Consider the following 24,353-nt stretch of genomic DNA (forward strand, 5'->3'; position numbering starts at 1 on the left):
TGCAAGATGGGCCGGCCCTATCGGGGGCGGTGCGACTTGCCCCCGATAGCGGTCTAAAAGACTACGAATACCTAAGCGCATGCGCCGGCTCAATCTTCGCCGCCCGATACGCCGGGTAAATCGTCGCCATGAAGCTCAACACAAACCCGGCCGTACAAATCAGCACCACATCGCCACTTTGCAGCTCCGAAGGCAGGTTGCTGACGAAGTACACATCCGAACTGAAGATATGCTGCCCGCTCACCCGCTCCAGCCAGCCCACCAGCTCACTCACGTTCAGCGCCGCAATCACCCCCAGCACGCCGCCGATCAAGGTGCCGACAATGCCGATCACCGTGCCCTGCACCATGAAAATCGCCATGATCTGCCGTGGCGTGGCGCCGATGGTGCGCAGGATCGCGATGTCCGCGCCCTTGTCGTTCACCACCATAATCAGCGTGGCGATGATGTTGAACGCCGCGACGGCGACGATCATCAGCAACAACAGGCCGATCATGGTCTTTTCCATCTTCATCGCACTGAACAGGCTGCCCTGGGTGTGGGTCCAGTCATCGGGCTTGTAGCCGCTGCCGAGGCTGGCGGCGATGTCCGCCGAGACCTTGGGCGCTGCGTACAGGTCTTTCAACGCCAGGCGCACGCTCTGCACCTGGTTTGGCTGCCAATGCTGTATCTCGGCGGCGTCGGCCATGTGGATCAAGGCCATGGAGCCATCCAGCTCGGCGCCGACCTTGAAGATACCCACTACGTTCAGACGCTGCATGCGCGGGGTGATACCACCGGGCGCGCTGCTGATTTCCGGGACGATCAGGGTCAGTTTGTCACCCACGCTCAGGCGAAAACGCCGGGCGGTGATCTCGCCGACCACCACGCCGAACTCGCCGGGCTTCAGGTCTTCCAGTTTGCCCTGCACGATATGCTGGGCCACGATCGACACCTTGCCTTCCTGGGCCGGGTCGACGCCGCTGATCTCAATCGGCTGCATCGCGCCCTTGTAGGAGAACATCCCGTCCATCTGCGTGAACGGTACGGCGGCAGTCACTTGCGGATTTTTCATCGCCGCAGCGGCCACCGGCTGCCAATCGTCGATCGGATTCACCCCGACGACAGTGGCGTGAGGCACCATGCCAAGGATGCGCGAGCTCATTTCGCGCTGGAAGCCGTTCATCACCGACAGCACCACGATCATCGCCAGCACGCCCAGGGCGAGGCCGATCATCGAGGTCATCGAGATAAACGAAACAAAGCGGTTGCGGCGCTTGGCGCGGGTATAGCGCGTGCCGATGAAAATCGATAACGGTCTGAACATTCGCGGGCACCGTTGGAAAAATAGAAAACCCGGCGTCAGGCACCGGGCTTGAAACAGGTCAGATGGCGACCAGATGACCTTCCTGCAGGTGCAGCACACGGTCCATCTGGCGGGCCATGCTCATGTCATGGGTCACCACCAGGAACGCGGTGCGCATCTGGGTGCTCAGTTCCAGCATCAAGTCCTTGATGCCCTGGGCGGTGTGGGAGTCGAGGTTGCCGGTGGGCTCGTCGAGCATCACCAGCCCAGGGTTGTTCACCAGGGCACGGGCAATCGCCACACGCTGACGCTCACCGCCGGACAGTTCGGCCGGTTTGTGCTCCAGGCGATGGCCGAGGCCGACGCGCTCGAGCAACGCCTTGGCGCGCTGGCGGGCTTCCGGGATCGCGGTCTTGCCGATCAGCAACGGCATGCACACGTTTTCCAGGGCGGTGAATTCCGGCAACAGGTGGTGGAACTGGTACACAAAGCCCAACGAGCGGTTGCGCAACTGGCCTCGGGCCTTTTCATTCAGGGCCGACAGTTCTTCACCGGCCAGCCATACGCTGCCCTGGGACGGCGTATCGAGGCCGCCCAACAGGTTGAGCAAGGTACTTTTGCCGGAACCGGAACTGCCGACGATCGCCACGCGCTCGCCGGGATGCAGTTCCAGTTGCAGGTTGGACAGCACCACGACCGATTCCGGGCCTTCCTCGTAGGATTTGCCCAGGTTGCGGCAGCTCAGGATTGCTTTTTCACTCATGCCCGATTCACTCATAACGTAAGGCCTGTGCTGGCTGGGTACGTGCCGCGCGCCAGGCTGGATACAGGGTGGCAAGGAAACTCAGGACCAACGCGGCGCCGCCCACCATCAGCACGTCCTGGGCTTGCACCTGGGACGGCAGGTAATCGATGAAGTAGACGTCGGCGTTGAGGAACTTGTGGCCGATCACCTTTTCAAGCAAGGCGATGGCGGCACTGACGTTCAGCGCGGCCAAAATGCCTACCCCGGTGCCGATCAAGGTGCCGACCACGCCGATCACGGTGCCCTGCACCATGAAGATCGCCATGATCTGTCCCGGCGTAGCACCCAGGGTACGCAGGATGGCGATGTCGCCCTTCTTGTCATTCACCACCATCACCAGCGTGGAGATGATGTTGAAGGCCGCGACCGCGACGATCAGCAGCAACAGCAGGCCGATCATGGCTTTTTCCATGCGGATGGCCTGGTACAGGTTGCCGTGGGTGCGGGTCCAGTCGCGGGCGTAGTACTGGCTTTCACCCAGGTGCTGGGCGATTTCCCAGGCGCCGCGCGGGGCATCGAACAAGTCGTTGAACTTCAGGCGCAGGCCTTGCACCTGGTCCGGCTGCCAGCGATGCAGGCGGGCCAGGTCGGTGAGGTTGGTCAGGCCGAGGTAGCCGTCGATCTCGCCGGCGCCGACGTGGAAGGTGCCGACCACGGTAAAGCGCTTCATGCGCGGGAACATGCCGGCCGGCGTCACGGTGACTTCCGGCGCGACGAAGGTCAGCTTGTCGCCGATGCCGACGCCGAGCTTGGCCGCCGCCTTGTCACCGATGACAATGCCAAAGCTGCCGGGGGCCAGATCGTCGAGTTTGCCCTGCAACATGAACTTGTCGATGATCGAGACGTTGCGTTCCTGGGCCGGGTCGATGGCATTGAGCAGGATTTTCTGCACCTTGCCGTCGTTGGTCAGCAGCCCCTGCATCTGGGTAAACGGCGCCACGGCCACTACCTTGGGGTTCTGCTTGACCTTGGCGGCCAGGCTTTGCCAGTCGCTGATGGGCGCATCGCCCTCGATGGTCGCGTGGGGCACCATGCCCAGCACGCGGGTGCGCATCTCATGATCGAAGCCGTTCATCACCGACAGCACCACGATCATCACGACCACGCCAAGGGCGAGACCGATCATCGAGGTCAAGGAAATGAACGACACAAAATGATTGCGACGCTTTGCACGGGTATAACGCGTGCCAATAAATACGAAGAGAGGTCTGAACATGTCGGGGCTTGTTCGGAGGAAAAGAAGACGTCCCGGTGGCGGGGTCTGGTAAGCAGCTTTACACTCAGACCATTACCGTTACCTGGGGTTCGCCATGTCGACATTAGATGAAGAAGAGCGCCGCGAATACTACCGTATCGACGACATGATCGCACTCCAAATCAAAAGCCTGTCTGCCCCCGAAGCGGCGAGCAAGGAAGTGTTGCTGGATGATTCACCGCTGTTCAATCTGCTCAGTGAACTGCACCTGAGCGAATTTGAAGCCCAGCACCTGCTGCGCCAGCTCAGCGAGAAGGATCGCACCCTCGTCGCCTTCCTCCGCGTGCAGAACAAACGCCTGGATTTGCTCAGCCAAATCATGGCCCGCGGCCTGCTGGATGAGGTCGGCGCTCCGCAGCCGGTGATCATTTCCGAAGGCGGCATCGATTTCCAACACCCCTCCCCCCTGACGGTGGGTGCGCACCTGGCGGTCAAGCTGGTGCTGATGCCCCAGGCGCTCGGCCTGCTGCTGCGCGCGCGGGTTACCCATTGCGATCCCAAGGGCACAGGCTTCGACGTCGGCACGGAATTCGAAGCCATGACCGATGCCCAACGCCAGCTACTGGCGCGCTACATCCTGCAGAAACAGGCGCAGGAACGGCGCCTGGCACGGGAACAGAGCGACGCCCAAGACACCTGAACTCTCGAATTCACCCTGCCAGACAACCTGGCGTAAAGGAGCAACTGTGACCCTGATCTACGGCCACCGCGGTGCCAAAGGCGAAGCACCGGAAAACACCCTGACCAGCTTCCAGGCGTGTCTCAAGCACGGTGTACGCCGCTGCGAACTGGATTTGCACCTGTCCATGGACGGCGAGCTGATGGTCATCCACGACCCGACCCTCAAGCGCACCACCGACCGGCGCGGCAAAGTCGTCGAGTATTCGGCGGCAGACCTGGTGAAGATGGACGCGCGCAAAGGCGGCCCGGGCTGGGTCAAGCCTTGCCCGATTCCGCGCCTGGAAGAGCTGTTCGAACAGTGCGACTTCGATCACTGGCAACTGGAAGTCAAAAGCGCCTCGCGCACCCGTGCCGCGACCACCGTGCTGGCCATCCGTGAGATGGCCGTGCGTTTCGGCCTGATGGACAAGGTCACCGTAACCTCAAGCTCGCGGGAAGTGTTGAAAGCAGCGGTTGAACTCACCCCCGACCTGTCACGCGGGCTGGTCGCCGAATATGCCTGGCTCGACCCGCTGAAGGTCGCGCAGAACTACGGCTGTGAGATGCTGGCGTTGAACTGGACGTTGTGCACCCCCGAGCGTCTGGAAAAAGCCCAGCGCCAGGGCCTGCACGTGTCCGTATGGACAGTCAACGAACCTGCGCTGATGCGCAGGCTCGCCGACTTCGGCGTAGATAGCCTGATTACAGACTTTCCCGGTTTGGCCACCGCCACCCTCGAGAATTACTGAAATCGGTCTCCCCGGCCGGCTCAGGCCACCGGCCGGAGCCGCTCAAAAAAGCCGGTTGAGGCCGTCGTAGGCCGCTACCCGATAGGCTTCGGCCATGGTCGGGTAGTTGAACGTGGTGTTGACGAAATACTTGAGGGTATTTTGCTCACCCGGCTGGTTCATGATCGCCTGGCCGATGTGCACGATCTCCGAAGCCTGGTAGCCGAAGCAATGCACGCCGAGGACTTCCAGGGTTTCGCGGTGGAACAGGATCTTGAGCATGCCTTGCGGCTCACCGGCGATCTGCGCACGCGCCATGCTCTTGAAGAACGCCTTGCCCACTTCGTAAGGCACCTTGGCCTTGGTCAGTTCGTGCTCGTTCTTGCCGATCGAGCTGATCTCGGGAATCGTGTAGATCCCAGTCGGCACGTCGTTCACGTAACGCCAGCTGCCGTTGTCGACAATGCTGCCGGCCGCCGAACGGCCCTGGTCATGCGCCGCACTGGCCAGGCTTGGCCAGCCGATCACGTCACCGGCACCGTAGATGTTCGGCACGCAGGTGCGATAGTTCTCGTCGACTTCGATCTGGCCACGGCTGTTGACCTTGACCCCGATGTTTTCCATGCCGAGCTTGTCGGTGTTGCCGGTACGGCCGTTGCACCACAGCAAGGCATCGGCCTTGATCTTCTTGCCGGACTTGAGGTGCAGGATCACGCCGTTGTCCAGGCCTTCGACCCGCTCGTATTCTTCGTTGTGACGCACGGTGATGTTGTTGTTGCTGAAGTGGTAGCTCAACGCCTGGGAAATTTCCGAGTCGAGGAAGCTCAGCAACTGGTCGCGGTTGTCCACCAGCTCCACCAGCACGCCCAGGCCGCTGAAGATCGAGGCGTATTCACAGCCGATCACGCCGGCGCCGTAGATGATCAGCTTGCGCGGGGTGTGGCCCAGGCTGAGGATGGTGTCGCTATCGTAGATACGCGGGTGGTGGAAATCGATATCCGCCGGGCGATACGGGCGCGAACCGGTGGCGATGATGATGTGCTTGGCCACCAGCTTCTCGACCACGCCGTTGGCGCACACCACTTCGACGGTTTGCTCGTCGGCGAAGCTGCCGGTGCCGAAGAACAGGTCGACACGGTTACGGGCGTAGTAGCCGGTGCGCGAAGCGACTTGCTTGGAGATGACCTTCTCGGCGCTTTTCAGCACGTCCGGGAACGAGAACCAGCGCGGCTCACCAATGGCCCGAAACATCGGGTTGGTGTTGAACTGCATGATCTGGCGCACCGAGTGACGCAAAGCCTTGGACGGGATGGTGCCCAGGTGGGTGCAGTTACCGCCGACCTGGCGACGGCTATCGACCATCGCCACCTTGCGCCCTGCCTTCGCGGCGTTCATCGCCGCACCTTCTCCAGCCGGGCCGGAACCCAGTACCACCACGTCGTAGTTGTAGACAGCCATGCGTACTCCTCAGAACAGGCCAGGCGCACGGTTGGACGCCTGGCTAAATCATGCCGCGGCCAGCGGTCATGAAGGACAATTTGGCTCAAGTGTGTGAACCGGGGCACAGTCTATATAAGGCTCAACGCCGCGCACATTAACCCTTGGTCGCGTCGTAGGCCAGTTTTGCCTTTACTACAGGAACAGGAAACCGGCATTACACTGCTGACACGCACCTTTGCAGGACGGGCCATTATGCGGCATGTCGTTTTCTGTTTAATGATGATTTTTTCGGTTGTGGTGTATGCGAATGAAGCAGACCGCCTCCGGCAAGCCGATTTTCCTGCGCAAGCCCCCGGACTGGCGCTGAAAAACCAGACGGTGTTCACCTACCTCTGGGCGGATGTGTACGCGGCTGCGCTGTATACCCCGCAGACCGTGAGCGCCAGGCAGGCATGGGACTCGCAACAGCCGCTGCGCCTTGTGCTGTATTACTTTCGCGACATCGACCGCAACGATGTGATCAAGGCGGCGACGGCCACCTTGGAGCGCCAGCAAGCCAGCCCTCGCCTGAGGCTTGAAGTCGACCAGTTGCACGCCAGCTTTCGTAACATCCGCAGCGGTGATCGCTACGCCCTGGACTTTCGCCCCGGCCGTGGCCTGAATCTGGAGATCAATGGGCAGGTGGTGTTCAGCAGCGCCAATGACGCGCTGGCAAGGGCCTACCTGGGCATTTGGCTGGCGCCCAAGGGTTTGTCCGATGACTTGCGCGGCAAACTGCTGAAATGAAAATGGCCTGCCCGTTAGGCATGCATACGCTGAACTACCGCTATCGGGGGCGAGCCCCCTCCCACATTTGAAATGTATTCACACGTCGAAAGCTTGCTCCCGATGAGGCCCTGCCCGGTAACACATAACCCGCTTGCCATAAAAAAGCCCCGAACCAGTCGGGGCTTTTTCATTCAGTGCTAAGGCTCAGCGCGGGAACGCAGGCGGGTTGACCCCGGCCATGTCTTCCATCACGCGAACCACCTGGCAGCTGTAGCCGAACTCGTTGTCGTACCAGACGTACAGTACAACGCGGTTGTCCTGGGTAATGGTCGCTTCCGCGTCCACCACACCGGCGTGGCGCGAGCCAACGAAGTCGGTGGACACCACTTCCTGGGAATTGACGAAGTCGATTTGCTTGTGCAGGTCGGAGTGCAGCGCCATGTAGCGCAGGTACTCGTTCATCTCTTCACGGGTAGCGGCTTTCTCAAGGTTCAGGTTGAGAATGGCCATCGACACGTTCGGCGTCGGCACACGGATCGCGTTACCGGTCAGCTTACCGGCCAGCTCAGGCAGGGCCTTGGCAGCGGCGGTGGCGGCACCGGTCTCGGTGATGACCATGTTCAGCGCGGCGCTGCGGCCACGGCGATCGCCCTTGTGGAAGTTGTCGATCAGGTTCTGGTCGTTGGTGTACGAGTGAACGGTTTCAACGTGGCCGTTGACGATGCCGAACTTGTCATTCACAGCCTTGAGCACCGGCACGATGGCGTTGGTGGTGCAGGAGGCAGCGGACACGATCTTGTCGTCAGCGGTGATTTCACCGTGGTTGATGCCGTGCACGATGTTCTTGAGCTTGCCTTTGCCAGGCGCGGTCAGCACGACGCGGTCGATGCCCGGGCAGGCCAGGTGCTGGCCCAGGCCTTCGGCATCACGCCATACGCCGGTGTTGTCCACCAGCAGGGCGTCCTTGATGCCGTACTGGGTGTAGTCCACCTCGGTCGGGTTCTTCGCGTAGATCACCTGGATCAGGTTGCCGTTGGCGGTGATGGTGTTGTTTTCTTCGTCGATGGTGATGGTGCCGTTGAACGAACCGTGTACCGAATCGCGACGCAGCAGGCTGGCGCGCTTGGTCAGGTCGTTCTCGGCGCCTTTGCGCACCACGATGGCACGCAGGCGCAGGCCGTCGCCGCCACCGGTTTTTTCGATCAGGATGCGCGCCAGCAGACGGCCGATACGACCGAAGCCGTAGAGGACAACGTCGGTACCTTTGCGGGCAGCGGCGTTTTGCTGGCCCACCACATCGGCCATTTCTTCACGCACGAACTGCTCGGCGCTGCGGCCGGCACCTTCCTTGCGGAATTTGTAGGCCAGCTTGCCCAGGTCTACCGAAGCCGCGCCGAGCTTGAGCTCGCTCATGGCCTTGAGCAGGGGGAATGTTTCGTGGACGGAGAGTTCGCTGTCGTCGGCGGAACGATGGCGAGCAAAGCGATGCGCCTTGAGAATCGCGATGACTGATTGGTTGATCAGGCTGCGGCCATAGATCGAGCTCACCACATTGTTATTGCGGTACAGCTGACCGATAAGCGGGATCATCGCTTCTGCGAGTGCTTCACGGTCGATCCATTCACCAAGACACTGGTCGGGCTTCTGAGTCACGGGAACCTTCCACATGTAGGGGCTGAAAAAAGGGGCTACATTATGTCGTCCGACCGCCCGTTGAGCAATGCGCCAACCACAACAAAAAGCCCTTGCAAAAAAATACCACCCCGCTACAGGCCAGGAAACACGCGGGTTTCAGAAGGCCACCAATGGCGCAGTGCCGCCAACTTGTCCGTAACTCTCCGAAACATCCGTGCAAAACGGCACTACATAATGAGTCAAAAGGCTGCTTTGTTTGTCTTAGCCACTACATTTCCTACAAACCGTAATAGGCTCAGTCAGCAACTGACAGGCGGCACCTCGGGCCGTTACAATTACCGACTTTGTCGCAACGCTTGGAGCTCAACCTTCCGTGCCCGTTCTGCGTCTACCGCTTCTCCCTGCCGCGGCAGGTAAACAGCACTGGGGCAACCTGCCCGGTGCCGCCCTGAGCCTGGCCATTGCCGAGGCTGCCAGCGCAGCCAAGCGCTTTACCCTGCTGCTTACCGCCGACAGCCAAAGCGCCGAACGGTTGGAGCAGGAGCTGAGCTTCTTCGCCCCCGATTTGCCGGTGCTGCATTTTCCCGACTGGGAAACCCTGCCCTACGACCTGTTCTCGCCGCACCAGGACATCATCTCCCAGCGCATCGCCAGCCTCTACCGCCTGCCGGAACTGGCCCACGGTGTGTTGGTGGTGCCGATCACCACCGCCCTGCACCGCCTGGCGCCGACCAAGTTCCTGCTGGGCAGCAGCCTGGTGCTGGATATCGGCCAGAAACTCGACGTGGAACAGATGCGCACGCGCCTCGAAGCCAGCGGCTACCGCTGTGTCGACACGGTGTATGAGCACGGTGAATTCGCCGTGCGTGGTGCGCTGATCGACCTGTTCCCCATGGGCAGCAAGTTGCCGTACCGCATCGACCTGTTCGATGACGAAATCGAGACCCTGCGCACCTTCGACCCGGAAAACCAGCGCTCCATCGACAAGGTCGAGTCGATCAAGCTGCTGCCGGCACGGGAGTTCCCGCTGCAAAAGGACGCGGTCACGCGCTTCAAGGCGCGCTTCCGTGAACGCTTTGACGTGGACTTCCGCCGCTGCCCGATCTTCCAGGACTTGAGCAGCGGGATTACCCCGGCCGGCATCGAGTACTACCTGCCGCTGTTCTTCGACGAAACCTCGACCCTGTTCGACTACCTGCCCCAGGACACCCAAGTGTTCTCGTTGCCGGGCATCGAACAGGCGGCGGAAAACTTCTGGAACGACGTGCGCAACCGCTATGAAGAGCGCCGCGTCGATCCTTCCCGGCCTTTATTGCCGCCTGCCGAATTGTTCCTGCCGGTGGAAGACTGCTTCGCCCGCCTGAAGAACTGGCCGCGCGTGGTCGCCAGCCAGCAGGATGTGGACGCCGGCAGCGGCCGCGAGCGCTTCCCAGCGGCAACGTTGCCGGACCTGGCGATCCAGTCCAAAGCCACGCAACCCCTGGAAGCTCTCTCGAACTTCCTCGGCGACTTCCCCGGCCGCGTGCTGTTCACCGCAGAGTCCGCCGGGCGCCGTGAAGTGCTGCTGGAACTGCTGGAACGCCTGAAGCTGCGGCCGAAAACCGTCGACAGCTGGCCGGATTTTGTCGCTGGCAAAGAGCGCCTGGCGATCACCATCGCGCCACTGGACGAAGGCCTGCTGCTGGATGACCCGGCGCTCGCGCTGATCGCCGAGAGCCCGCTGTTCGGCCAGCGCGTGATGCAGCGTCGCCGCCGTGAAAAACGCGCCGACGCCAACAACGACGCGGTGATCAAAAACCTCACGGAACTGCGCGAAGGCGCGCCGGTGGTGCATATCGACCACGGTGTCGGCCGCTACCTGGGCCTGCAGACCCTGGAGATCGACAACCAGGCCGCCGAATTCCTCACCATGGAATACGCCGAGGGCGCCAAGCTCTACGTGCCGGTGGCCAACCTGCACCTGATCGCCCGCTACACCGGCAGCGACGACGCCCTGGCGCCGTTGCACCGCCTGGGTTCCGAGACCTGGCAGAAAGCCAAGCGCAAGGCCGCCGAACAGGTGCGCGATGTCGCCGCCGAACTGCTCGACATCTATGCCCGTCGTGCGGCGCGCGAAGGGTATGCCTTCGCCGACCCGAAGGCCGACTACGCCACCTTCAGTGCCGGCTTCGCCTTCGAAGAAACCCCGGACCAGCAGACCACCATCGAAGCGGTGCGCGCCGACATGCTCGCGCCCAAGCCGATGGACCGCCTGGTGTGCGGCGACGTGGGCTTCGGCAAGACCGAAGTGGCCATGCGCGCAGCCTTTATTGCGGTACACGGCGGCAAGCAAGTGGCGATCCTGGTGCCGACTACCCTGCTCGCCCAGCAACACTACAACAGCTTCCGCGACCGCTTTGCCGACTGGCCGGTGACCGTGGAAGTGATGAGCCGCTTCAAGTCCGCCAAGGAGGTGAATGCCGCCGTCGCCGACCTCGCCGAAGGCAAGATCGACATCGTGATCGGCACGCACAAGCTGCTGTCGGACGATGTAAAGATCAAGAACCTGGGCCTGGTGATCATCGACGAAGAACACCGCTTCGGTGTGCGTCAGAAAGAACAGCTCAAGGCCCTGCGCAGCGAAGTCGACATTCTTACCCTCACCGCCACGCCGATTCCGCGCACGCTGAACATGGCGGTGTCGGGCATGCGCGACCTGTCGATCATCGCCACGCCGCCGGCGCGGCGCCTGTCGGTGCGCACGTTCGTGATGGAGCAGAACAACAGCACAGTCAAGGAAGCGCTGCTGCGGGAATTGCTGCGCGGCGGCCAGGTGTACTACCTGCACAACGACGTAAAAACCATCGAGAAATGCGCCGCCGACCTCGCCGAACTGGTGCCGGAAGCACGCATCGCCATCGGCCACGGGCAGATGCGCGAACGCGATCTCGAACAGGTGATGAGCGACTTCTACCACAAGCGCTTCAACGTGCTGATCGCCTCGACCATCATCGAGACCGGCATCGACGTGCCTAGCGCCAACACCATCATCATCGAGCGGGCGGACAAGTTCGGCCTGGCCCAGCTGCATCAGCTGCGCGGCCGGGTTGGGCGCAGTCACCACCAGGCGTATGCCTACCTGCTGACGCCGCCCCGCCAGCAGATCACCGGGGACGCCGAAAAGCGCCTGGAAGCGATCGCCAACACCCAGGACCTGGGCGCCGGTTTTGTGCTGGCCACCAACGACCTGGAAATCCGCGGTGCCGGCGAACTGCTGGGCGATGGCCAGAGCGGGCAGATCCAGGCCGTCGGCTTCACCCTGTATATGGAGATGCTCGAACGCGCGGTGAAAGCCATCCGCAAGGGCGAGCAGCCGAACCTCGACCAGCCCCTGGGCGGCGGTCCGGAAATCAACCTGCGCTTGCCGGCGTTGATCCCCGAAGACTACCTGCCGGATGTGCATGCACGGTTGATCCTGTACAAGCGCATCGCCTCGGCCACCGACGAAGAGGGCCTCAAGGACCTGCAGGTGGAGATGATCGACCGCTTCGGCCTGCTGCCCGAGCCGACCAAGAACCTGGTGCGCCTGACCCTGCTCAAATTGCAGGCCGAGCAGCTTGGGATCAAGAAAGTCGACGCCGGGCCGCAAGGCGGGCGTATCGAGTTCGAAGCGCAGACACCGGTGGACCCACTGGTGCTGATCAAGCTGATCCAGGGCCAGCCCAATCGCTACAAGTTCGAAGGGGCTACGCTGTTCAAGTTCATGGTGCCGATGGAACGTGCCGAAGAACGCTTTAATACATTGGAGGCGTTGTTCGAGCGCCTCATCCCGAAATCTGCTTGAAGGACGCCCCAATGCGCCTGTTCCGCATTCTGAGCCTGTTGTTGGTGGTACTCGCGCCTTCGGCATTTGCCGACAGTCCGTACCAGGTGGAAATGATCCTGGTACGCCAGAACGCGGAGCCGGCGCTCAACAGCCGCGCGGCGCCGGAAAACTGGGATGAGGGCGCCCAGCGGTTGGGCGACAGGCTGAGCCCGCCGCGCCTGAACAATATCGTCGACAAACTCAACGCCGATAACAGCTTCACCGTGCTGGCGCACAAGGCCTGGGAACAGAACCTCGGCGAGCAGCCGGTCAGGATCGCGATCACCGACGGCCAGGAGCAGTTCGGCCAGTTCCCCATCGAAGGGGTGTTGAGCCTGCAACTGGGGCGCTTCACGGATATCGATGCGGACTTCTGGCTCAACACGTTCGACAGCAACGGCAGTGTGGTGGCCAGCGAACACCTGAGCCAGAAAGACGTGCGCACCAAGAACAACCAGCTCAACTACCTGGACGGCGGCCACCTGGCACTGCTGATCAAGATCACGTCGCTGACCGCCAAGCCACCCAGCGCACCCCCGCCCGACATTCAGGACTGATCCAGCGCCATGCCCCTGACGTCGCCGTTGACCAAACCCCTGGCCCCTTCGTGGGCCAATCGCTTCAAAGAGCAAAGCCTGGAGCGCGGGCGACGCTACGCCCTGGAGAACCGCGTGCGCATCGTCGAATCCGGCGACAGCACCATCGTCGCCAGTTGCGAAGGCTCGGGGGGCAACGTTTACCGGCAGACCATCTCATTGCGCGAATCGGCCAAGGGCGCGCTGATCCTGGTGGACAGCCGCTGTACCTGCCCGGTGCACACCAACTGCAAACACATCGCCGCGGTGCTGCTCAAGGTCCAGGAAACCCTGGCCTACCCGGCGGCCGCCCAGGATGCCGAGTTGCTGGAAAAACTCCAGGCCGTGCTGGATAACCGCGTGGTGTTGCCGCAGGTGGTGATGGAGGATGTGGTGCCCGTGCCGCGCCTGTGGCTGGCCAGCGTCGAGTTCAGCGCGTTTGAACCGCGCAACGGCAAGATGCAACGCTATATCCAGCACCGTGCGGCGCTGTCGTTCAACTACCTGGGCAACTATGTCAGCGGGCAGAAGAACGCCGACATCATCGTGCGCCAGGAAACCCAGAGCCTGCGCATCAAGCGCCATCCCGAGCTGGAGCAGCCCTATCGCGAACAACTGCGCCTGCTCGGTTTCAAGATCGCCACGCGCCAGAGCAAGGCCTTGCCGGAAAGCGCCGGCGAGCTGTTCGAGATGGTCAATGACAGCGCCTGGCTGAACTTCACCCTCAATGCCTCGCCGACCCTGCGGGCCGAGGGTTGGGAGCTGCAGATCGATGATGACTTCGGGTTTGACCTGAGCGCGGTCGACGACTGGTACGCCACCGTCGATGAAGGCCCCGAGCGCGACTGGTTCGACCTGGAACTGGGGATTATCGTCAACGGTGAGCGCCTGAGCCTGCTGCCGATCCTGCTCAACCTGATGCGCTCCCACACCGAGATCCTCAACCCGGAAAAACTTGCACGGCGCCGGGATGACGAGCTGATCCTGGTGAATATCCCCGGCCTGCCCAATGGCGGTCATGGCCCGCTGCAAGTGGCCCTGCCCTACGGCCGCCTGAAACCGGTACTGGCCACCCTCGGCGAGTTTTACCTGCAGGAGCCCGGCACCACCGCGCTGCGCCTGGCCAAGGCCGATGCGATTCGCCTCAATCCGCTGGAAGACCTGCCCCTGCAATGGGAGGGCGGCGAGAAGATCCGCAACTTTGCCCAGCGCCTGCGGGACATCAAGGACTTCACCTGTGTGGCGCCCGAAGGCCTGAACGCGACCTTGCGACCTTATCAACTGGAAGGGTTGAGCTGGATGCAGTCGCTGCGCCAACTGGAGGTGGGCGGCATTCTTGCGGATGACATGGGCCTGGGCAAAACCCTGCAGACCCTCGCGCATATCCTCAGTGAAAAGATCGCCGGGCGTCTGGACCGGCCGTGCATGGTGGTGATGCCCACCAGCCTGATCCCCAACTGGCTGGACGAAGCGGCGCACTTCACCCCGCAACTCAAGGTGCTGGCGCTGTACGGTGCCACGCGCAAAAAACACTTCGCCAGCCTGCAGGACTACGACCTGCTGTTAACCACCTACGCGCTGCTGCCCAAGGACATCGAACACCTGGCCGCCCTGCCCTTGCATGTGCTGATCCTCGATGAAGCCCAGTACATCAAGAACCCTTCCAGCAAGGCTGCCCAGGCCGCGCGCGAGCTGAATGCCCGGCAGCGCCTGTGCCTGAGCGGTACACCGCTGGAAAACCACCTGGGCGAGTTGTGGTCGCTGTTCCACTTCCTGCTGCCGGGCTGGCTGGGCGACGTCAAAAGCTTCAACCGCGACTACCGCGTCCCCATCGAAAAGCGCGCCAGCGAGGTACGACTGCAGCACCTCAACGGTCGGATCAAACCCTTCCTGCTGCGCCGCACCAAGGAACAGGTGGCCACGGAGCTGCCGCCCAAGACCGAGATCATTCATTGGGTCGACCTCAATGAGGCCCAGCGCGATGTGTACGAGACCATGCGCCTGGCCATGGACAAAAAGGTCCGCGACGAAATCACCCGCAAAGGCGTGGCACGCAGCCAGATCATCATCCTTGAAGCACTGCTGAAGCTACGCCAGGTGTGCTGCGATCTGCGCCTGGTCAACGATGCGACCCTGCCCACCCGCGGCAGCAGCTCGGGCAAGCTCGACAGCCTGATGGAAATGCTCGAAGAGCTGTTTGAGGAAGGCCGCCGGATCCTGTTGTTTTCCCAGTTCACCTCGATGTTGAGCCTGATCGAAGTGGAGCTGAAAAAGCGCGGTGTCGCTTACGCCCTGTTGACGGGCCAGACCCGCGACCGGCGCACACCGGTGAAGGATTTCCAGAGCGGCAAGTTGCAGATTTTCCTGATCAGCCTGAAGGCCGGTGGCGTGGGCCTGAACCTGACCGAAGCCGACACCGTGATTCACTACGACCCTTGGTGGAACCCGGCCACCGAGAACCAGGCCACCGACCGTGCATACCGCATCGGCCAGGAGAAGCCGGTGTTCGTCTATAAGATGATTGCGCGGGGCACGGTGGAGGAGAAAATCCAGCACCTGCAGAAGGAAAAATCCGACCTGGCAGCGGGCGTGCTGGATGGGCGTACGACGGGGGATTGGCAGTTGGGCAACGACGATATCGAGGCGTTGTTTGCGCCGTTGCCCAATAAGCAGGAAAAGCGCTAGATCAGCTGTGCATCCCGCAAAGCGCCCAGTGCGGTGAGCCAGCGCGGATCCTGCTTGTAGTCAGTCGAAGCAATCGCCTGCCCACGCATACGCGCGATGCGGGCCGACGGTGTGACCTTCATGCGCTGCGCCGCACTCAGCGCCAGCTCAGCCGCCGCACGATCGTTGCACACCAGCCCCATGTCGCAACCGGCGGTCAGCGCCGCTTCGATCCGACTGGCGGCGTCGCCGACCACATGGGCGCCAGCCATCGACAGGTCATCACTGAAAATCACCCCATCGAACTGCAACTCGCCGCGCAGGATGTCCTGCAACCAGCGGCGTGAGAAACCGGCAGGCTGCGCATCCACCTGCGGGTAGATAACATGCGCCGGCATCACTGCCGCCAACTGCTTGCTCAGGCGTGCGAAAGGCACCAGGTCATTGGCGCGAATCTGTTCCAGGCTGCGTTCGTCATTGGGAATCGCGACGTGAGAGTCGGCCTCGGCCCAGCCATGGCCCGGGAAGTGTTTACCGGTGGCGGCCATGCCGGCACTGTTCATGCCTCGGATAAAGGCACCGGCGAGCACGGCGGCGCGCTCGGGATCGCCCTCGAAGGAACGGGTGCCGACCACGGCGCTGCGCTGGTAGTCCAGGTCCAGTACCGGGGCGAAGCTCAGGTCGAGACCGACCGCCAGTACTTCAGTGGCCATGATCCAGCCGCACTGCTCGGCCAAGTACTCGGCGTTGGGGTTGTCCGCCAACGCACGCATGGCCGGCAGGCGCACAAAGCCTTGGCGCAGGCGCTGTACGCGACCGCCTTCCTGGTCGACCGCCAGCAGCAGGTCCGGGCGCACCGCACGAATCGCCGCGCTCAATTCCCGCACCTGCCGTGGGTGCTCGATATTGCGCGCAAAAATGATCAGGCCACCGACCTCAGGCTGGCGCAACAGGTGGCGGTCCTCGGCCGTCAGCCAAGTACCGGCCACGTCGACCATCAAAGAACCTTGCAGGGCAGCAGTCATAAACCTTCCTTAAATAACGCACACAACCCGTTGACCCCACCAGGCGCAGTGAGGACAACAGGTTGCGAGTAAATAGCTGAATTCGGCATGGGCAGCTAGCTTAGCGGATGCAAGCGGCCGCGCACACCCGGAGCGGTCAAACCTTGGCGGCAGCTGGCGTGGATTTGCTGCGCGGGCGCAATTGGGCGGCAGCCATGGCCGGGTCGGTCACGCCGGTTTCAGCGCGCATGCCGGCGGCAAGGAATGGCACCATCAGGCGCATGACCTGCTCAATGGACGTGTTCACGCCGAAATCGGTCTCGGCAATCGCACGCAACGCCTTGATCCCGGACATGCTGAATGCGGCCGCACCGAGCATGAAGTGCACGCGCCAGAACAGTTCGATAGGCGGAATACGCGGGGCGGCTTCGTTGACCAGCAACATATAGCGGCGGAATACCTTGCCGTACATGTCTTCCAGGTAACGGCGCAAGTGGCCCTGGCTCTGACTGAATGCCAGGCCCAACAGGCGCATGAAGATCGACAGGTCATTGCCGCTGCGTGGCTGAACCACCAGCGCCTGCTCCACGAGGATTTCCAGCAGGTCTTCCAGGGTCGGCTTGTGGTCGGCCTTGGCCTGGCGGCGCTCGAGTTCACGGTCCAGGCTGGCACAGAACGGCCCCAGGAAGCGCGAGAACACGGCCTGGATCAGGGCTTTTTTCGAGCCAAAATGGTAGTTCACCGCAGCGAGGTTAACCCCCGCCTTGCTGGTGATAAGGCGCAATGAAGTTTCAGCAAATCCTTTTTCCGCGAACAACTGCTCGGCAGCATCGAGAATGCGTTCAACGGTTTCCGACTGGGCCATGACTACTCCGCCTGACAAACACTTGTTTGAAACATACGTTTCAGGGTGTGTCTTGTCAAGCCTGCAAGTTCGCTTTCCGGCCGGGCAGTCATCTATTTCATCGCTATTTAATCACATACTCCCAGGTCTGTAGGCAGCGCTATCTCTGCCTTGTAGGACACTTGACGAATGACCGTCCAGCGGAGCCGCAGAAAAGGATGATTGCCAAGCGCAGTTCACTGTATATAATCCCAGTCACTGTATAAAAAGACAGAGCGATCAACATGCTAAAACTGACGCCACGCCAAGCTGAGATTCTGGCTTTTATCAAGCGCTGCCTCGATGACAACGGCTACCCGCCGACACGAGCCGAAATTGCGCTGGAACTGGGGTTCAAGTCCCCCAACGCTGCCGAAGAACACCTGAAGGCCCTCGCTCGCAAAGGCGCGATCGAGATGACCCCCGGTGCTTCGCGGGGCATCCGCATCCCTGGCTTCGAAGCCAAGGCCGACGAATCGACATTGCCGATCATCGGTCGCGTCGCCGCCGGTGCGCCGATCCTGGCGCAGCAGCACGTCGAGGAGTCCTGCAACATCAACCCAACCTTCTTCCACCCTCGCGCCGACTACCTATTGCGGGTACATGGCATGAGCATGAAGGACGTGGGTATTTTCGATGGCGACCTGCTGGCCGTCCACACCACCCGCGAAGCCCGTAACGGCCAGATTGTCGTCGCCCGTATTGGCGATGAAGTCACCGTCAAACGCTTCAAGCGCGAAGGCAGCAAGGTCTGGCTCCTGGCCGAGAACCCTGAGTTCGCCCCGATTGAAGTGAACCTGAAAGATCAGGACCTGGTGATCGAAGGCCTGAGCGTCGGCGTCATTCGCCGCTAAAGGAGGCATCATGCAGCTCGTGCACACCCCCCAACACACACAACTGTCGCTGTTCGAGGCCTTTATGGCCCAACCCCTTGCGCCCATCCTCAAGGAAACGGTCGAGGCGCCCTGGGGCGCCGAACCTGAGGCGTTCAGTGAACTGTCGTTGCGCGGTGCGGCTGGGAGCTGCCTGAGCCTGCTGGCGCCGATCCTTCGTGAACTGAGCGAGGAACAGGATGCACGCTGGTTGACGCTGATTGCCCCGCCCGCCAGCCTGACCCAGGCCTGGCTGCGGGATGCCGGCCTCAATCGCGAGCGCATCCTGTTGCTGCAACCCCGCGGTGCGCAAAGTGCTCAGCAGTTGACCTGTGAAGCCTTGCGCCTGGGTCGTAGCCACACCGTGGTGAGCTGGCTCAACCCGCTGAATGCCACCACCAAGGCACAGCTGATCAGCGCAGCGCGTACCGGCGATGCACAGAGCTTGAATATTCGATTGGGTTAATTCTGTGTGCCGCAGGCTATCCATTTAAAGGAGCCTGTTGTGGTGAGCGGGCTTGCCACAACAGCGAACCCACTTGCCACACTCAGTGAAGAACGCGCGGGCCTTCTTCTTTCTCGGGCTCGCCTTCTGCCAGGCGACCGGCCATCTGCACACCAACGCTCAACATGGCTTTTGCCACTTCCACGTGCTGGCCCTGCAGGAACACCTTGGCGTCCTCGGAAAAATCCAGGATAACCAGAGAACCTTCGTCCTCGGCCCGGCGCAGCTCGATTCGGCCGTCAGGCAACTCAACAATTTCCAGAAAGGACGTCGGCATAAAAGTCTGTTCTCCACGAAAGGCCGGGATTATATCAGTCATCCGCCCGGCCTCGCTGAGGATCTGAAGAGGTTTCTTTACGGCTTGATGAACGGTGCCATGTGAATCCGACCAACGTTCAGCACTCGTTCAAACCTTCACGAAAGCGCAATGCCATCTTTTTCAGCGCCTGACGCCAGCCTTCCAACTCTTCGCGACTCAGTGGCTCGGGCTCTTCCTCTTCCAGCGCCACCGCCACGATCAAGGGCTGGGTCACATCGCCCTTGGGCACATGGGGAACACGGGGCGGCTGAAACATATCCGCATGGGCCTTAAGCAGACGCGCGACCCAGCTGTCAGGGCTCTGCGCCATTTCCACCAGCTCGGCCAGCTCAGGGATCGCCATGCTTTCCAGCACCTCACGATTCATGATCATTTCCGCACGGGGCGAACCGGCCTGGGGCAAGCGGTAGAACCCGGCGATCTCATGACACAAGCCCAGTAACGCACCATACAGGTGGAACAACGCAGCTTCACGACCGGCCTGGACCAGCGCAATCGCGTTCATCTCCTTCCCCTCCTCGGCACGGCCAAGGGCTTCCAGGGACAAACCCGCAAAATAAATTTTCTGATTGGTACGGGTATAGAGTTCGTTGGCCATAACGGCAATCTCCACAACGAATAAGCGTGATGCTGGCTGAACAGTGTCACGGATCAGCCGAACCCACTGCAAGTGCAATAAACCGCTGCTTATGCGGGTCAAAACTCGACTTTCAGATCCAGACAGATCCAATTGTGGGAGGGGGCTTGCCCCCGATAGCGAAGCATCAGTCATACACATGTCGACTGATATACCGCTATCGGGGGCAAGCCCCCTCCCACATTGGATCTTCAGCGCATCCGACGGGTCAAGCGCCCTGGCGCTTGTCCTCGACCTTCCACTTGCCACCGTCGTAGAACGCTTTCCAGCCGGTAGGCTTGCCGTCCACTTCGGTCTGCACGTACTGCTCCTTGGTCTTGCGGCTATAGCGGATCACGGCTGGGCGACCATCCGGGTCCTTCTTCGGCGCTTCACACAGGAAGTGGTACTTCGGATCGATCTCGTCCTTATGCGGCACGATCTCCAGCACCAACGGCGCTCGGGTCTCGCGGTTTTTCGGGAACTGGCTGGCCGCCAGGAACAGGCCCGAGGCGCCGTCACGCAGGATGTAGGTGTCGTTGACCTTCTCGCACTTGAGTTCCGGCATCTTCACCGGGTCCATCTTCGGCGGCGCCGCGTCACCGCTTTTCAGCAATTTGCGCGTGTTCTTGCAGGTCGGGTTGGTGCAACCGAAGAACTTGCCGAAGCGGCCGGTCTTGAGCTGCATCTCGCTCCCGCACTTGTCGCATTCCAGGCTCGGGCCTTCATAGCCCTTGATGCGGTAGCTGCCCTCTTCAATCTCGTAGCCGTCGCAATCCGGGTTGTTACCGCAGATGTGCAGCTTGTGCTTCTCGTCCAGCAGGTAGGCATCCATCGCCGTGCTGCAGATCGGGCAGCGGTGCTTGCCACGCAGCACCAGCGACTCGGATTCACCCTCGTCGTCGGCGGCGATTTCATCGCCCGGCACCAGGTTGACGGTGGCCTTGCAGCGTTCTTTCGGCGGCAGGCTGTAGCCCGAGCAACCGAGGAACACGCCGGTGGATGCGGTACGAATCTGCATCGGACGGCCACAGGTCAGGCACGGGATGTCGGTCATCACCGGCTGGTTGGCACGCATGCCGCTCTCGGGGCTTTCGGCCACTTCGAGTTTTTTCTTGAAGTCGCCGTAGAACTCGTCGAGCACGTTTTTCCAGTCGCGCTCGCCCTGGGCCACGTCATCGAGGTTCTCTTCCATACCGGCGGTAAAGCCGTAGTCCATCAGGTTGGAGAAGCTCTCGGACAGGCGCTCGGTAACGATATCGCCCATCTTTTCCGAATAGAAACGACGGTTGTGCAGCGCAACGTAGCCACGGTCCTGAATGGTGGAGATGATTGCCGCGTAGGTCGACGGACGACCGATACCGCGCTTCTCCATCTCTTTCACCAGGCTGGCTTCCGAATAACGCGCCGGCGGCTTGGTGAAGTGCTGGGACGGGTCGAGCTTGATCAGCTTCAACGTGTCGCCCTGGGCCATGTCCGGCAGCACATCGTCATCGCCAGGCTTGGCGATCTGCGGCATCACCCGGGTGTAACCGTCGAACTTGAGGATACGGCCCTTGGCGCGCAGCTCGAAGTCCCCAGCGCCGACACTGACGGTAGTGGACAGGTATTGCGCCGGCAGCATCTGGCAAGCCAGGAACTGGCGCCAGATCAGCTCGTAGAGGCGCTCAGCGTCGCGTTCCATGCCACTCAGCTTGCTTGGCTCGGTGTTGGCATCGGAAGGACGAATCGCTTCGTGAGCCTCCTGGGCGCCTTCTTTGCTGCTGTAGACGTTCGGTTTCTCCGGCAGGTACTTCTTGCCGAATTCGCTTTCAATATAGGTACGCGCCATCGCCACCGCGTCTTGCGACAGGTTGGTGGAGTCGGTACGCATATAAGTGATGTAGCCGGCTTCGTACAGACGCTGGGCCATCATCATGGTTTTCTTCACCCCGAAGCCCAGGCGGTTACTTGCGGCCTGTTGCAGGGTGGAGGTGATGAACGGCGCCGACGGCTTGCTGCTGGTCGGTTTGTCTTCACGCTTGACGATGCTGTAGCTGGAGGCCTTGAGCTTTTCCAGCGCGGCCATGGCCTGGGCTTCGTTCAGCGGCTTGAACGCCTCGCCTTTCTCACGGGCCACTTCGAAGCGCACGTTGGCGCCCTTGGCGGTGCCGAGATCGGCATGGACTTCCCAGTATTCCTCGGGGTTGAACGCACGGATCTCACGTTCGCGCTCCACCACCAGCTTGACCGCTACCGATTGCACACGGCCGGCGGACAGGCCACGGGCGATCTTGGCCCACAGCAGCGGCGAGACCATGTAACCCACCACACGGTCGAGGAAACGACGGGCCTGCTGGGCGTTGACACGGTTGATATCCAGCTCGCCCGGCTTGGAGAAGGCTTCCTGGATGGCTTTCTTGGTGATTTCGTTGAACACCACACGCTTGTAGCGGCTGTCATCACCGCCGATGGCTTCCCGCAGGTGCCAGGCAATGGCTTCCCCTTCGCGGTCCAAGTCCGTTGCGAGATAGATGGTGTCGGCATCCTTGGCGAGCCGGCGCAGCTCTTCGATGACCTTTTCCTTGCCCGGAAGGATTTCGTACTTGGCCTTCCAGCCATGATCCGGGTCCACACCCATGCGCGAGACCAGCTGCTTGCGCGCTTTCTCTTTAGGCGTGAGCACCGGACCTTCGCCCGCAGCCGCCTTGCCGCGCTTGGCGGCAGGCTCCTTGCTGGCGCTAGCCGAACCGCTGGTGGGCAGGTCTCGGATATGGCCGATACTCGACTTCACCACGTACTCGTTGCCCAAGTACTTGTTGATGGTCTTGGCCTTAGCCGGGGATTCCACAATGACCAGCGATTTGCCCATGGATCGGAAAATTCCTGAATTCGAGAAGTGAAAGGCAGTTGGCGCCTGACGCGGCAACGCTATATATAGTGGCAACAAGGTGAGGTCAAGCGCAGCATTCTGCGCGACCTGCCGTTATTGCCCTGAAAAAAGACTGGGTTCGACCTGGACCAAAGCAAAGCGCGGGACCTGCTCGCCGTCAACTTCGACGGTCTCCAGGAACATGCTCAAGGGGCGCACCCAAAAGCCGTAATCGCCATACAGTGCTTGGTAGAACACCACTTCTTCTTCGGTCTCGGAATGCCGTGCCACGCTGAAAACGCGGTACTGCGGACCTTTATAATGTTGGTAGAGCCCTGGTTCGACTTTCATGCTCTGGCCCCCTTACAAAATTTGTTGAAAAAAAATATTAAAAATTCCAAAAAACAAAAACCGGGGCACTGGGCCCCGGCTTCCGTCGACTCAACGCTTAGACGCGTTCGAAGACGGTGGAGATGCCTTGGCCGAGACCAATGCACATGGTTGCAACCCCAAGGTTACCGCCATTTTGCTTCATCACGTTAAGCAAAGTGCCGGAAATACGCGCACCGGAGCAACCGAATGGGTGGCCCAGGGCAATCGCACCGCCGTGCAGGTTAACCTTCTCGTTCATCTTGTCGAGCACTTTCAAATCTTTCAGCACCGGCAGGGCCTGTGCAGCGAAAGCTTCGTTGAGTTCGAAGAAGTCGATGTCGGAGATGGTCAGGCCCGCGCGCTTCAAGGCTTTTTGTGTCGCCGGTACTGGACCATAGCCCATGATTGCCGGGTCCACACCCGCCACCGCCATCGAACGAATCACCGCCAGCGGCTGGATGCCGAGATCCTGTGCACGCTGCGCCGACATCACGATCATGCACGAGGCGCCGTCGGTGATTTGCGACGAAGTACCCGCCGTCACGGTGCCGCCCTTCGGATTGAAGGCAGGCTTGAGGGCCGCCAGGCTTTCCAGGGTGGTATCCGGACGAATGGTTTCGTCATAGTCGAACAGCTTGAGGAAGCCGTTCTCGTCGTAGCCGTTCATCGGGATGATTTCATCCTTGAACTTGCCTTCCACGGTCGCCTTGTGGGCGAGTTGGTGGGAACGCACGCCGAATGCGTCCTGGGCTTCACGGGTAATGCCGTGCATCTTGCCGAGCATTTCCGCGGTCAGGCCCATCATGCCCGAGGCTTTTGCCGCGTACAGCGACATGTGCGGGTTAGGATCGACGCCGTGCATCATGCTTACGTGGCCCATGTGCTCCACGCCACCAACCACGAACACATCACCGTTGCCGGTCATGATCGCCTGGGCGGCGGTGTGCAGCGCACTCATGGACGAGCCACACAGGCGGCTGACGGTCTGGCCGGCTGCCGTGTGCGGGATCTGCGTCATCAGCGACGCCATGCGCGCGATGTTCCAGCCCTGCTCCAGGGTCTGGTTGACGCAGCCCCAGATCACGTCTTCGACTTCGTTGGGGTCGACCTTGACGTTACGTTCCAGCAGCTTGCTGATCAGGTGCGCCGACATATCTTCAGCGCGGGTGTTGCGGTGCATGCCGCCCTTGGAGCGGCCCATCGGCGTACGACCGAAGTCGACAATCACGACGTCTCTTGGATTCAAGCTCATAAATATTCTCGCTCTAGTCG

General features: G+C 61.3%; 20 protein-coding genes. 8 read left to right on the forward strand and 12 right to left on the reverse strand.

Annotated elements, in window-relative coordinates; translation table 11 throughout:
• Positions 1-61 precede the first annotated feature (61 nt).
• From AC07OT_RS12795 to AC07OT_RS12805, 3 genes are read right to left on the reverse strand one after another with little or no spacing between them, the layout of a single operon-like run.
• A complete protein-coding gene (locus AC07OT_RS12795; protein ID WP_495108223.1) occupies positions 62-1,306 on the reverse strand; it encodes a lipoprotein-releasing ABC transporter permease subunit in 1,245 nt (414 codons plus the stop codon).
• A 58-nt stretch (positions 1,307-1,364) separates the two neighbouring features.
• Positions 1,365-2,048: a lipoprotein-releasing ABC transporter ATP-binding protein LolD gene (gene lolD / locus AC07OT_RS12800; RefSeq protein WP_024074097.1), complete on the reverse strand. Its 684-nt coding sequence runs from the start codon at positions 2,046-2,048 to the stop codon at positions 1,365-1,367.
• A gap of 7 nt (positions 2,049-2,055) precedes the next feature.
• Positions 2,056-3,306 (reverse strand): lipoprotein-releasing ABC transporter permease subunit, encoded by a 1,251-nt coding sequence (locus AC07OT_RS12805; RefSeq protein ID WP_408012055.1) that lies wholly within the window; start codon positions 3,304-3,306, stop codon positions 2,056-2,058.
• Between the two features lie 94 nt (positions 3,307-3,400).
• Between AC07OT_RS12805 and AC07OT_RS12810 the strand changes: the two genes are divergently transcribed.
• Both AC07OT_RS12810 and AC07OT_RS12815 read left to right on the forward strand, forming a co-directional pair.
• Complete coding sequence (locus tag AC07OT_RS12810; RefSeq protein ID WP_027604229.1) at positions 3,401-3,985, forward strand: PilZ domain-containing protein; 585 nt, start codon at positions 3,401-3,403, stop codon at positions 3,983-3,985.
• Between the two features lie 46 nt (positions 3,986-4,031).
• Positions 4,032-4,754, forward strand: coding sequence for a glycerophosphodiester phosphodiesterase (locus tag AC07OT_RS12815; protein WP_027604230.1), 723 nt, complete (start codon positions 4,032-4,034; stop codon positions 4,752-4,754).
• Positions 4,755-4,796: 42 nt separating this feature from the next.
• Here the strand turns inward: AC07OT_RS12815 and sthA are convergent, their stop codons facing one another.
• On the reverse strand, positions 4,797-6,191 hold the full coding sequence (sthA, locus tag AC07OT_RS12820; RefSeq protein ID WP_003189670.1) for a Si-specific NAD(P)(+) transhydrogenase: 1,395 nt from the start codon (positions 6,189-6,191) through the stop codon (positions 4,797-4,799).
• Between the two features lie 234 nt (positions 6,192-6,425).
• Between sthA and AC07OT_RS12825 the strand changes: the two genes are divergently transcribed.
• Positions 6,426-6,959, forward strand: coding sequence for a chalcone isomerase family protein (locus tag AC07OT_RS12825; protein WP_092358981.1), 534 nt, complete (start codon positions 6,426-6,428; stop codon positions 6,957-6,959).
• A 186-nt stretch (positions 6,960-7,145) separates the two neighbouring features.
• On the opposite strand, the gene AC07OT_RS12830 is transcribed toward AC07OT_RS12825, so the two are convergent.
• The gene (locus tag AC07OT_RS12830; RefSeq protein ID WP_027604232.1) at positions 7,146-8,609 is read right to left on the reverse strand and encodes a glyceraldehyde-3-phosphate dehydrogenase; all 1,464 of its coding nucleotides are present in this window, start codon (positions 8,607-8,609) and stop codon (positions 7,146-7,148) included.
• A 340-nt stretch (positions 8,610-8,949) separates the two neighbouring features.
• On the opposite strand from AC07OT_RS12830, the gene mfd reads away from it, so the two are divergent.
• Genes mfd through AC07OT_RS12845 form a run of 3 tightly spaced genes read left to right on the forward strand, consistent with a single transcriptional unit; the run spans position 8,950 to position 15,680 of the window.
• Complete coding sequence (gene mfd, locus AC07OT_RS12835) at positions 8,950-12,399, forward strand: transcription-repair coupling factor (RefSeq protein WP_495108224.1); 3,450 nt, start codon at positions 8,950-8,952, stop codon at positions 12,397-12,399.
• Between the two features lie 11 nt (positions 12,400-12,410).
• Positions 12,411-12,977 carry a CsiV family protein gene (locus AC07OT_RS12840; protein ID WP_115485928.1) on the forward strand — a complete coding sequence of 189 codons (567 nt, stop codon included), beginning with the start codon at positions 12,411-12,413 and terminating at the stop codon, positions 12,975-12,977.
• A 9-nt stretch (positions 12,978-12,986) separates the two neighbouring features.
• Positions 12,987-15,680: a DEAD/DEAH box helicase gene (locus tag AC07OT_RS12845; RefSeq protein ID WP_115485927.1), complete on the forward strand. Its 2,694-nt coding sequence runs from the start codon at positions 12,987-12,989 to the stop codon at positions 15,678-15,680.
• Here the strand turns inward: AC07OT_RS12845 and nagZ are convergent.
• The gene (gene nagZ / locus AC07OT_RS12850; protein ID WP_065947399.1) at positions 15,677-16,684 is read right to left on the reverse strand and encodes a beta-N-acetylhexosaminidase; all 1,008 of its coding nucleotides are present in this window, start codon (positions 16,682-16,684) and stop codon (positions 15,677-15,679) included. The two genes, AC07OT_RS12845 and nagZ, sit on opposite strands and share 4 nt — an antisense overlap.
• Positions 16,685-16,820: 136 nt before the next feature.
• Positions 16,821-17,528 carry a TetR/AcrR family transcriptional regulator gene (locus AC07OT_RS12855; protein ID WP_495108225.1) on the reverse strand — a complete coding sequence of 236 codons (708 nt, stop codon included), beginning with the start codon at positions 17,526-17,528 and terminating at the stop codon, positions 16,821-16,823.
• A gap of 263 nt (positions 17,529-17,791) precedes the next feature.
• Between AC07OT_RS12855 and lexA the strand changes: the two genes are divergently transcribed.
• Together lexA and sulA are read left to right on the forward strand one after the other, a co-directional pair.
• The gene (lexA, locus tag AC07OT_RS12860; RefSeq protein ID WP_003172575.1) at positions 17,792-18,400 is read left to right on the forward strand and encodes a transcriptional repressor LexA; all 609 of its coding nucleotides are present in this window, start codon (positions 17,792-17,794) and stop codon (positions 18,398-18,400) included.
• A 10-nt stretch (positions 18,401-18,410) separates the two neighbouring features.
• Complete coding sequence (gene sulA, locus AC07OT_RS12865; protein WP_495108226.1) at positions 18,411-18,884, forward strand: SOS-induced cell division inhibitor SulA; 474 nt, start codon at positions 18,411-18,413, stop codon at positions 18,882-18,884.
• Positions 18,885-18,966: 82 nt separating this feature from the next.
• Here sulA and AC07OT_RS12870 read toward each other — a convergent pair whose 3' ends face one another.
• The 5 genes from AC07OT_RS12870 to fadA form a co-directional block, all read right to left on the reverse strand.
• The gene (locus tag AC07OT_RS12870) at positions 18,967-19,200 is read right to left on the reverse strand and encodes a hypothetical protein (protein ID WP_003189656.1); all 234 of its coding nucleotides are present in this window, start codon (positions 19,198-19,200) and stop codon (positions 18,967-18,969) included.
• Positions 19,201-19,318: 118 nt separating this feature from the next.
• Complete coding sequence (locus AC07OT_RS12875) at positions 19,319-19,840, reverse strand: DUF6586 family protein (RefSeq protein WP_027604239.1); 522 nt, start codon at positions 19,838-19,840, stop codon at positions 19,319-19,321.
• Positions 19,841-20,087: 247 nt separating this feature from the next.
• On the reverse strand, positions 20,088-22,709 hold the full coding sequence (topA, locus tag AC07OT_RS12880) for a type I DNA topoisomerase (RefSeq protein WP_115485925.1): 2,622 nt from the start codon (positions 22,707-22,709) through the stop codon (positions 20,088-20,090).
• 114 nt (positions 22,710-22,823) lie between these two features.
• Positions 22,824-23,060, reverse strand: a complete 237-nt coding sequence (locus AC07OT_RS12885) for a DUF1653 domain-containing protein (protein ID WP_027604241.1) — start codon at positions 23,058-23,060, stop codon at positions 22,824-22,826.
• A gap of 97 nt (positions 23,061-23,157) precedes the next feature.
• Positions 23,158-24,333 carry an acetyl-CoA C-acyltransferase FadA gene (gene fadA / locus AC07OT_RS12890; RefSeq protein WP_026136849.1) on the reverse strand — a complete coding sequence of 392 codons (1,176 nt, stop codon included), beginning with the start codon at positions 24,331-24,333 and terminating at the stop codon, positions 23,158-23,160.
• Positions 24,334-24,353: the final 20 nt, after the last annotated feature.

This window comes from Pseudomonas sp. GW821-FHT09C10, assembly GCF_059418085.1.

What these genes read in the sequence shown, in the direction of transcription:
- AC07OT_RS12795 (WP_495108223.1), bottom strand. Translation starts at nt 1,306, where the DNA reads ATGTTCAGACCGTTATCGATTTTCATCGGCACGCGCTATACCCGCGCC.
- lolD (WP_024074097.1), bottom strand. Translation starts at nt 2,048, where the DNA reads ATGAGTGAAAAAGCAATCCTGAGCTGCCGCAACCTGGGCAAATCCTAC.
- AC07OT_RS12805 (WP_408012055.1), bottom strand. Translation starts at nt 3,306, where the DNA reads ATGTTCAGACCTCTCTTCGTATTTATTGGCACGCGTTATACCCGTGCA.
- AC07OT_RS12810 (WP_027604229.1), top strand. Translation starts at nt 3,401, where the DNA reads ATGTCGACATTAGATGAAGAAGAGCGCCGCGAATACTACCGTATCGAC.
- sthA (WP_003189670.1), bottom strand. Translation starts at nt 6,191, where the DNA reads ATGGCTGTCTACAACTACGACGTGGTGGTACTGGGTTCCGGCCCGGCT.
- AC07OT_RS12825 (WP_092358981.1), top strand. Translation starts at nt 6,426, where the DNA reads ATGCGGCATGTCGTTTTCTGTTTAATGATGATTTTTTCGGTTGTGGTG.
- AC07OT_RS12830 (WP_027604232.1), bottom strand. Translation starts at nt 8,609, where the DNA reads ATGTGGAAGGTTCCCGTGACTCAGAAGCCCGACCAGTGTCTTGGTGAA.
- AC07OT_RS12840 (WP_115485928.1), top strand. Translation starts at nt 12,411, where the DNA reads ATGCGCCTGTTCCGCATTCTGAGCCTGTTGTTGGTGGTACTCGCGCCT.
- AC07OT_RS12845 (WP_115485927.1), top strand. Translation starts at nt 12,987, where the DNA reads ATGCCCCTGACGTCGCCGTTGACCAAACCCCTGGCCCCTTCGTGGGCC.
- nagZ (WP_065947399.1), bottom strand. Translation starts at nt 16,684, where the DNA reads ATGACTGCTGCCCTGCAAGGTTCTTTGATGGTCGACGTGGCCGGTACT.
- AC07OT_RS12855 (WP_495108225.1), bottom strand. Translation starts at nt 17,528, where the DNA reads ATGGCCCAGTCGGAAACCGTTGAACGCATTCTCGATGCTGCCGAGCAG.
- lexA (WP_003172575.1), top strand. Translation starts at nt 17,792, where the DNA reads ATGCTAAAACTGACGCCACGCCAAGCTGAGATTCTGGCTTTTATCAAG.
- sulA (WP_495108226.1), top strand. Translation starts at nt 18,411, where the DNA reads ATGCAGCTCGTGCACACCCCCCAACACACACAACTGTCGCTGTTCGAG.
- AC07OT_RS12870 (WP_003189656.1), bottom strand. Translation starts at nt 19,200, where the DNA reads ATGCCGACGTCCTTTCTGGAAATTGTTGAGTTGCCTGACGGCCGAATC.
- AC07OT_RS12875 (WP_027604239.1), bottom strand. Translation starts at nt 19,840, where the DNA reads ATGGCCAACGAACTCTATACCCGTACCAATCAGAAAATTTATTTTGCG.
- topA (WP_115485925.1), bottom strand. Translation starts at nt 22,709, where the DNA reads ATGGGCAAATCGCTGGTCATTGTGGAATCCCCGGCTAAGGCCAAGACC.
- AC07OT_RS12885 (WP_027604241.1), bottom strand. Translation starts at nt 23,060, where the DNA reads ATGAAAGTCGAACCAGGGCTCTACCAACATTATAAAGGTCCGCAGTAC.
- fadA (WP_026136849.1), bottom strand. Translation starts at nt 24,333, where the DNA reads ATGAGCTTGAATCCAAGAGACGTCGTGATTGTCGACTTCGGTCGTACG.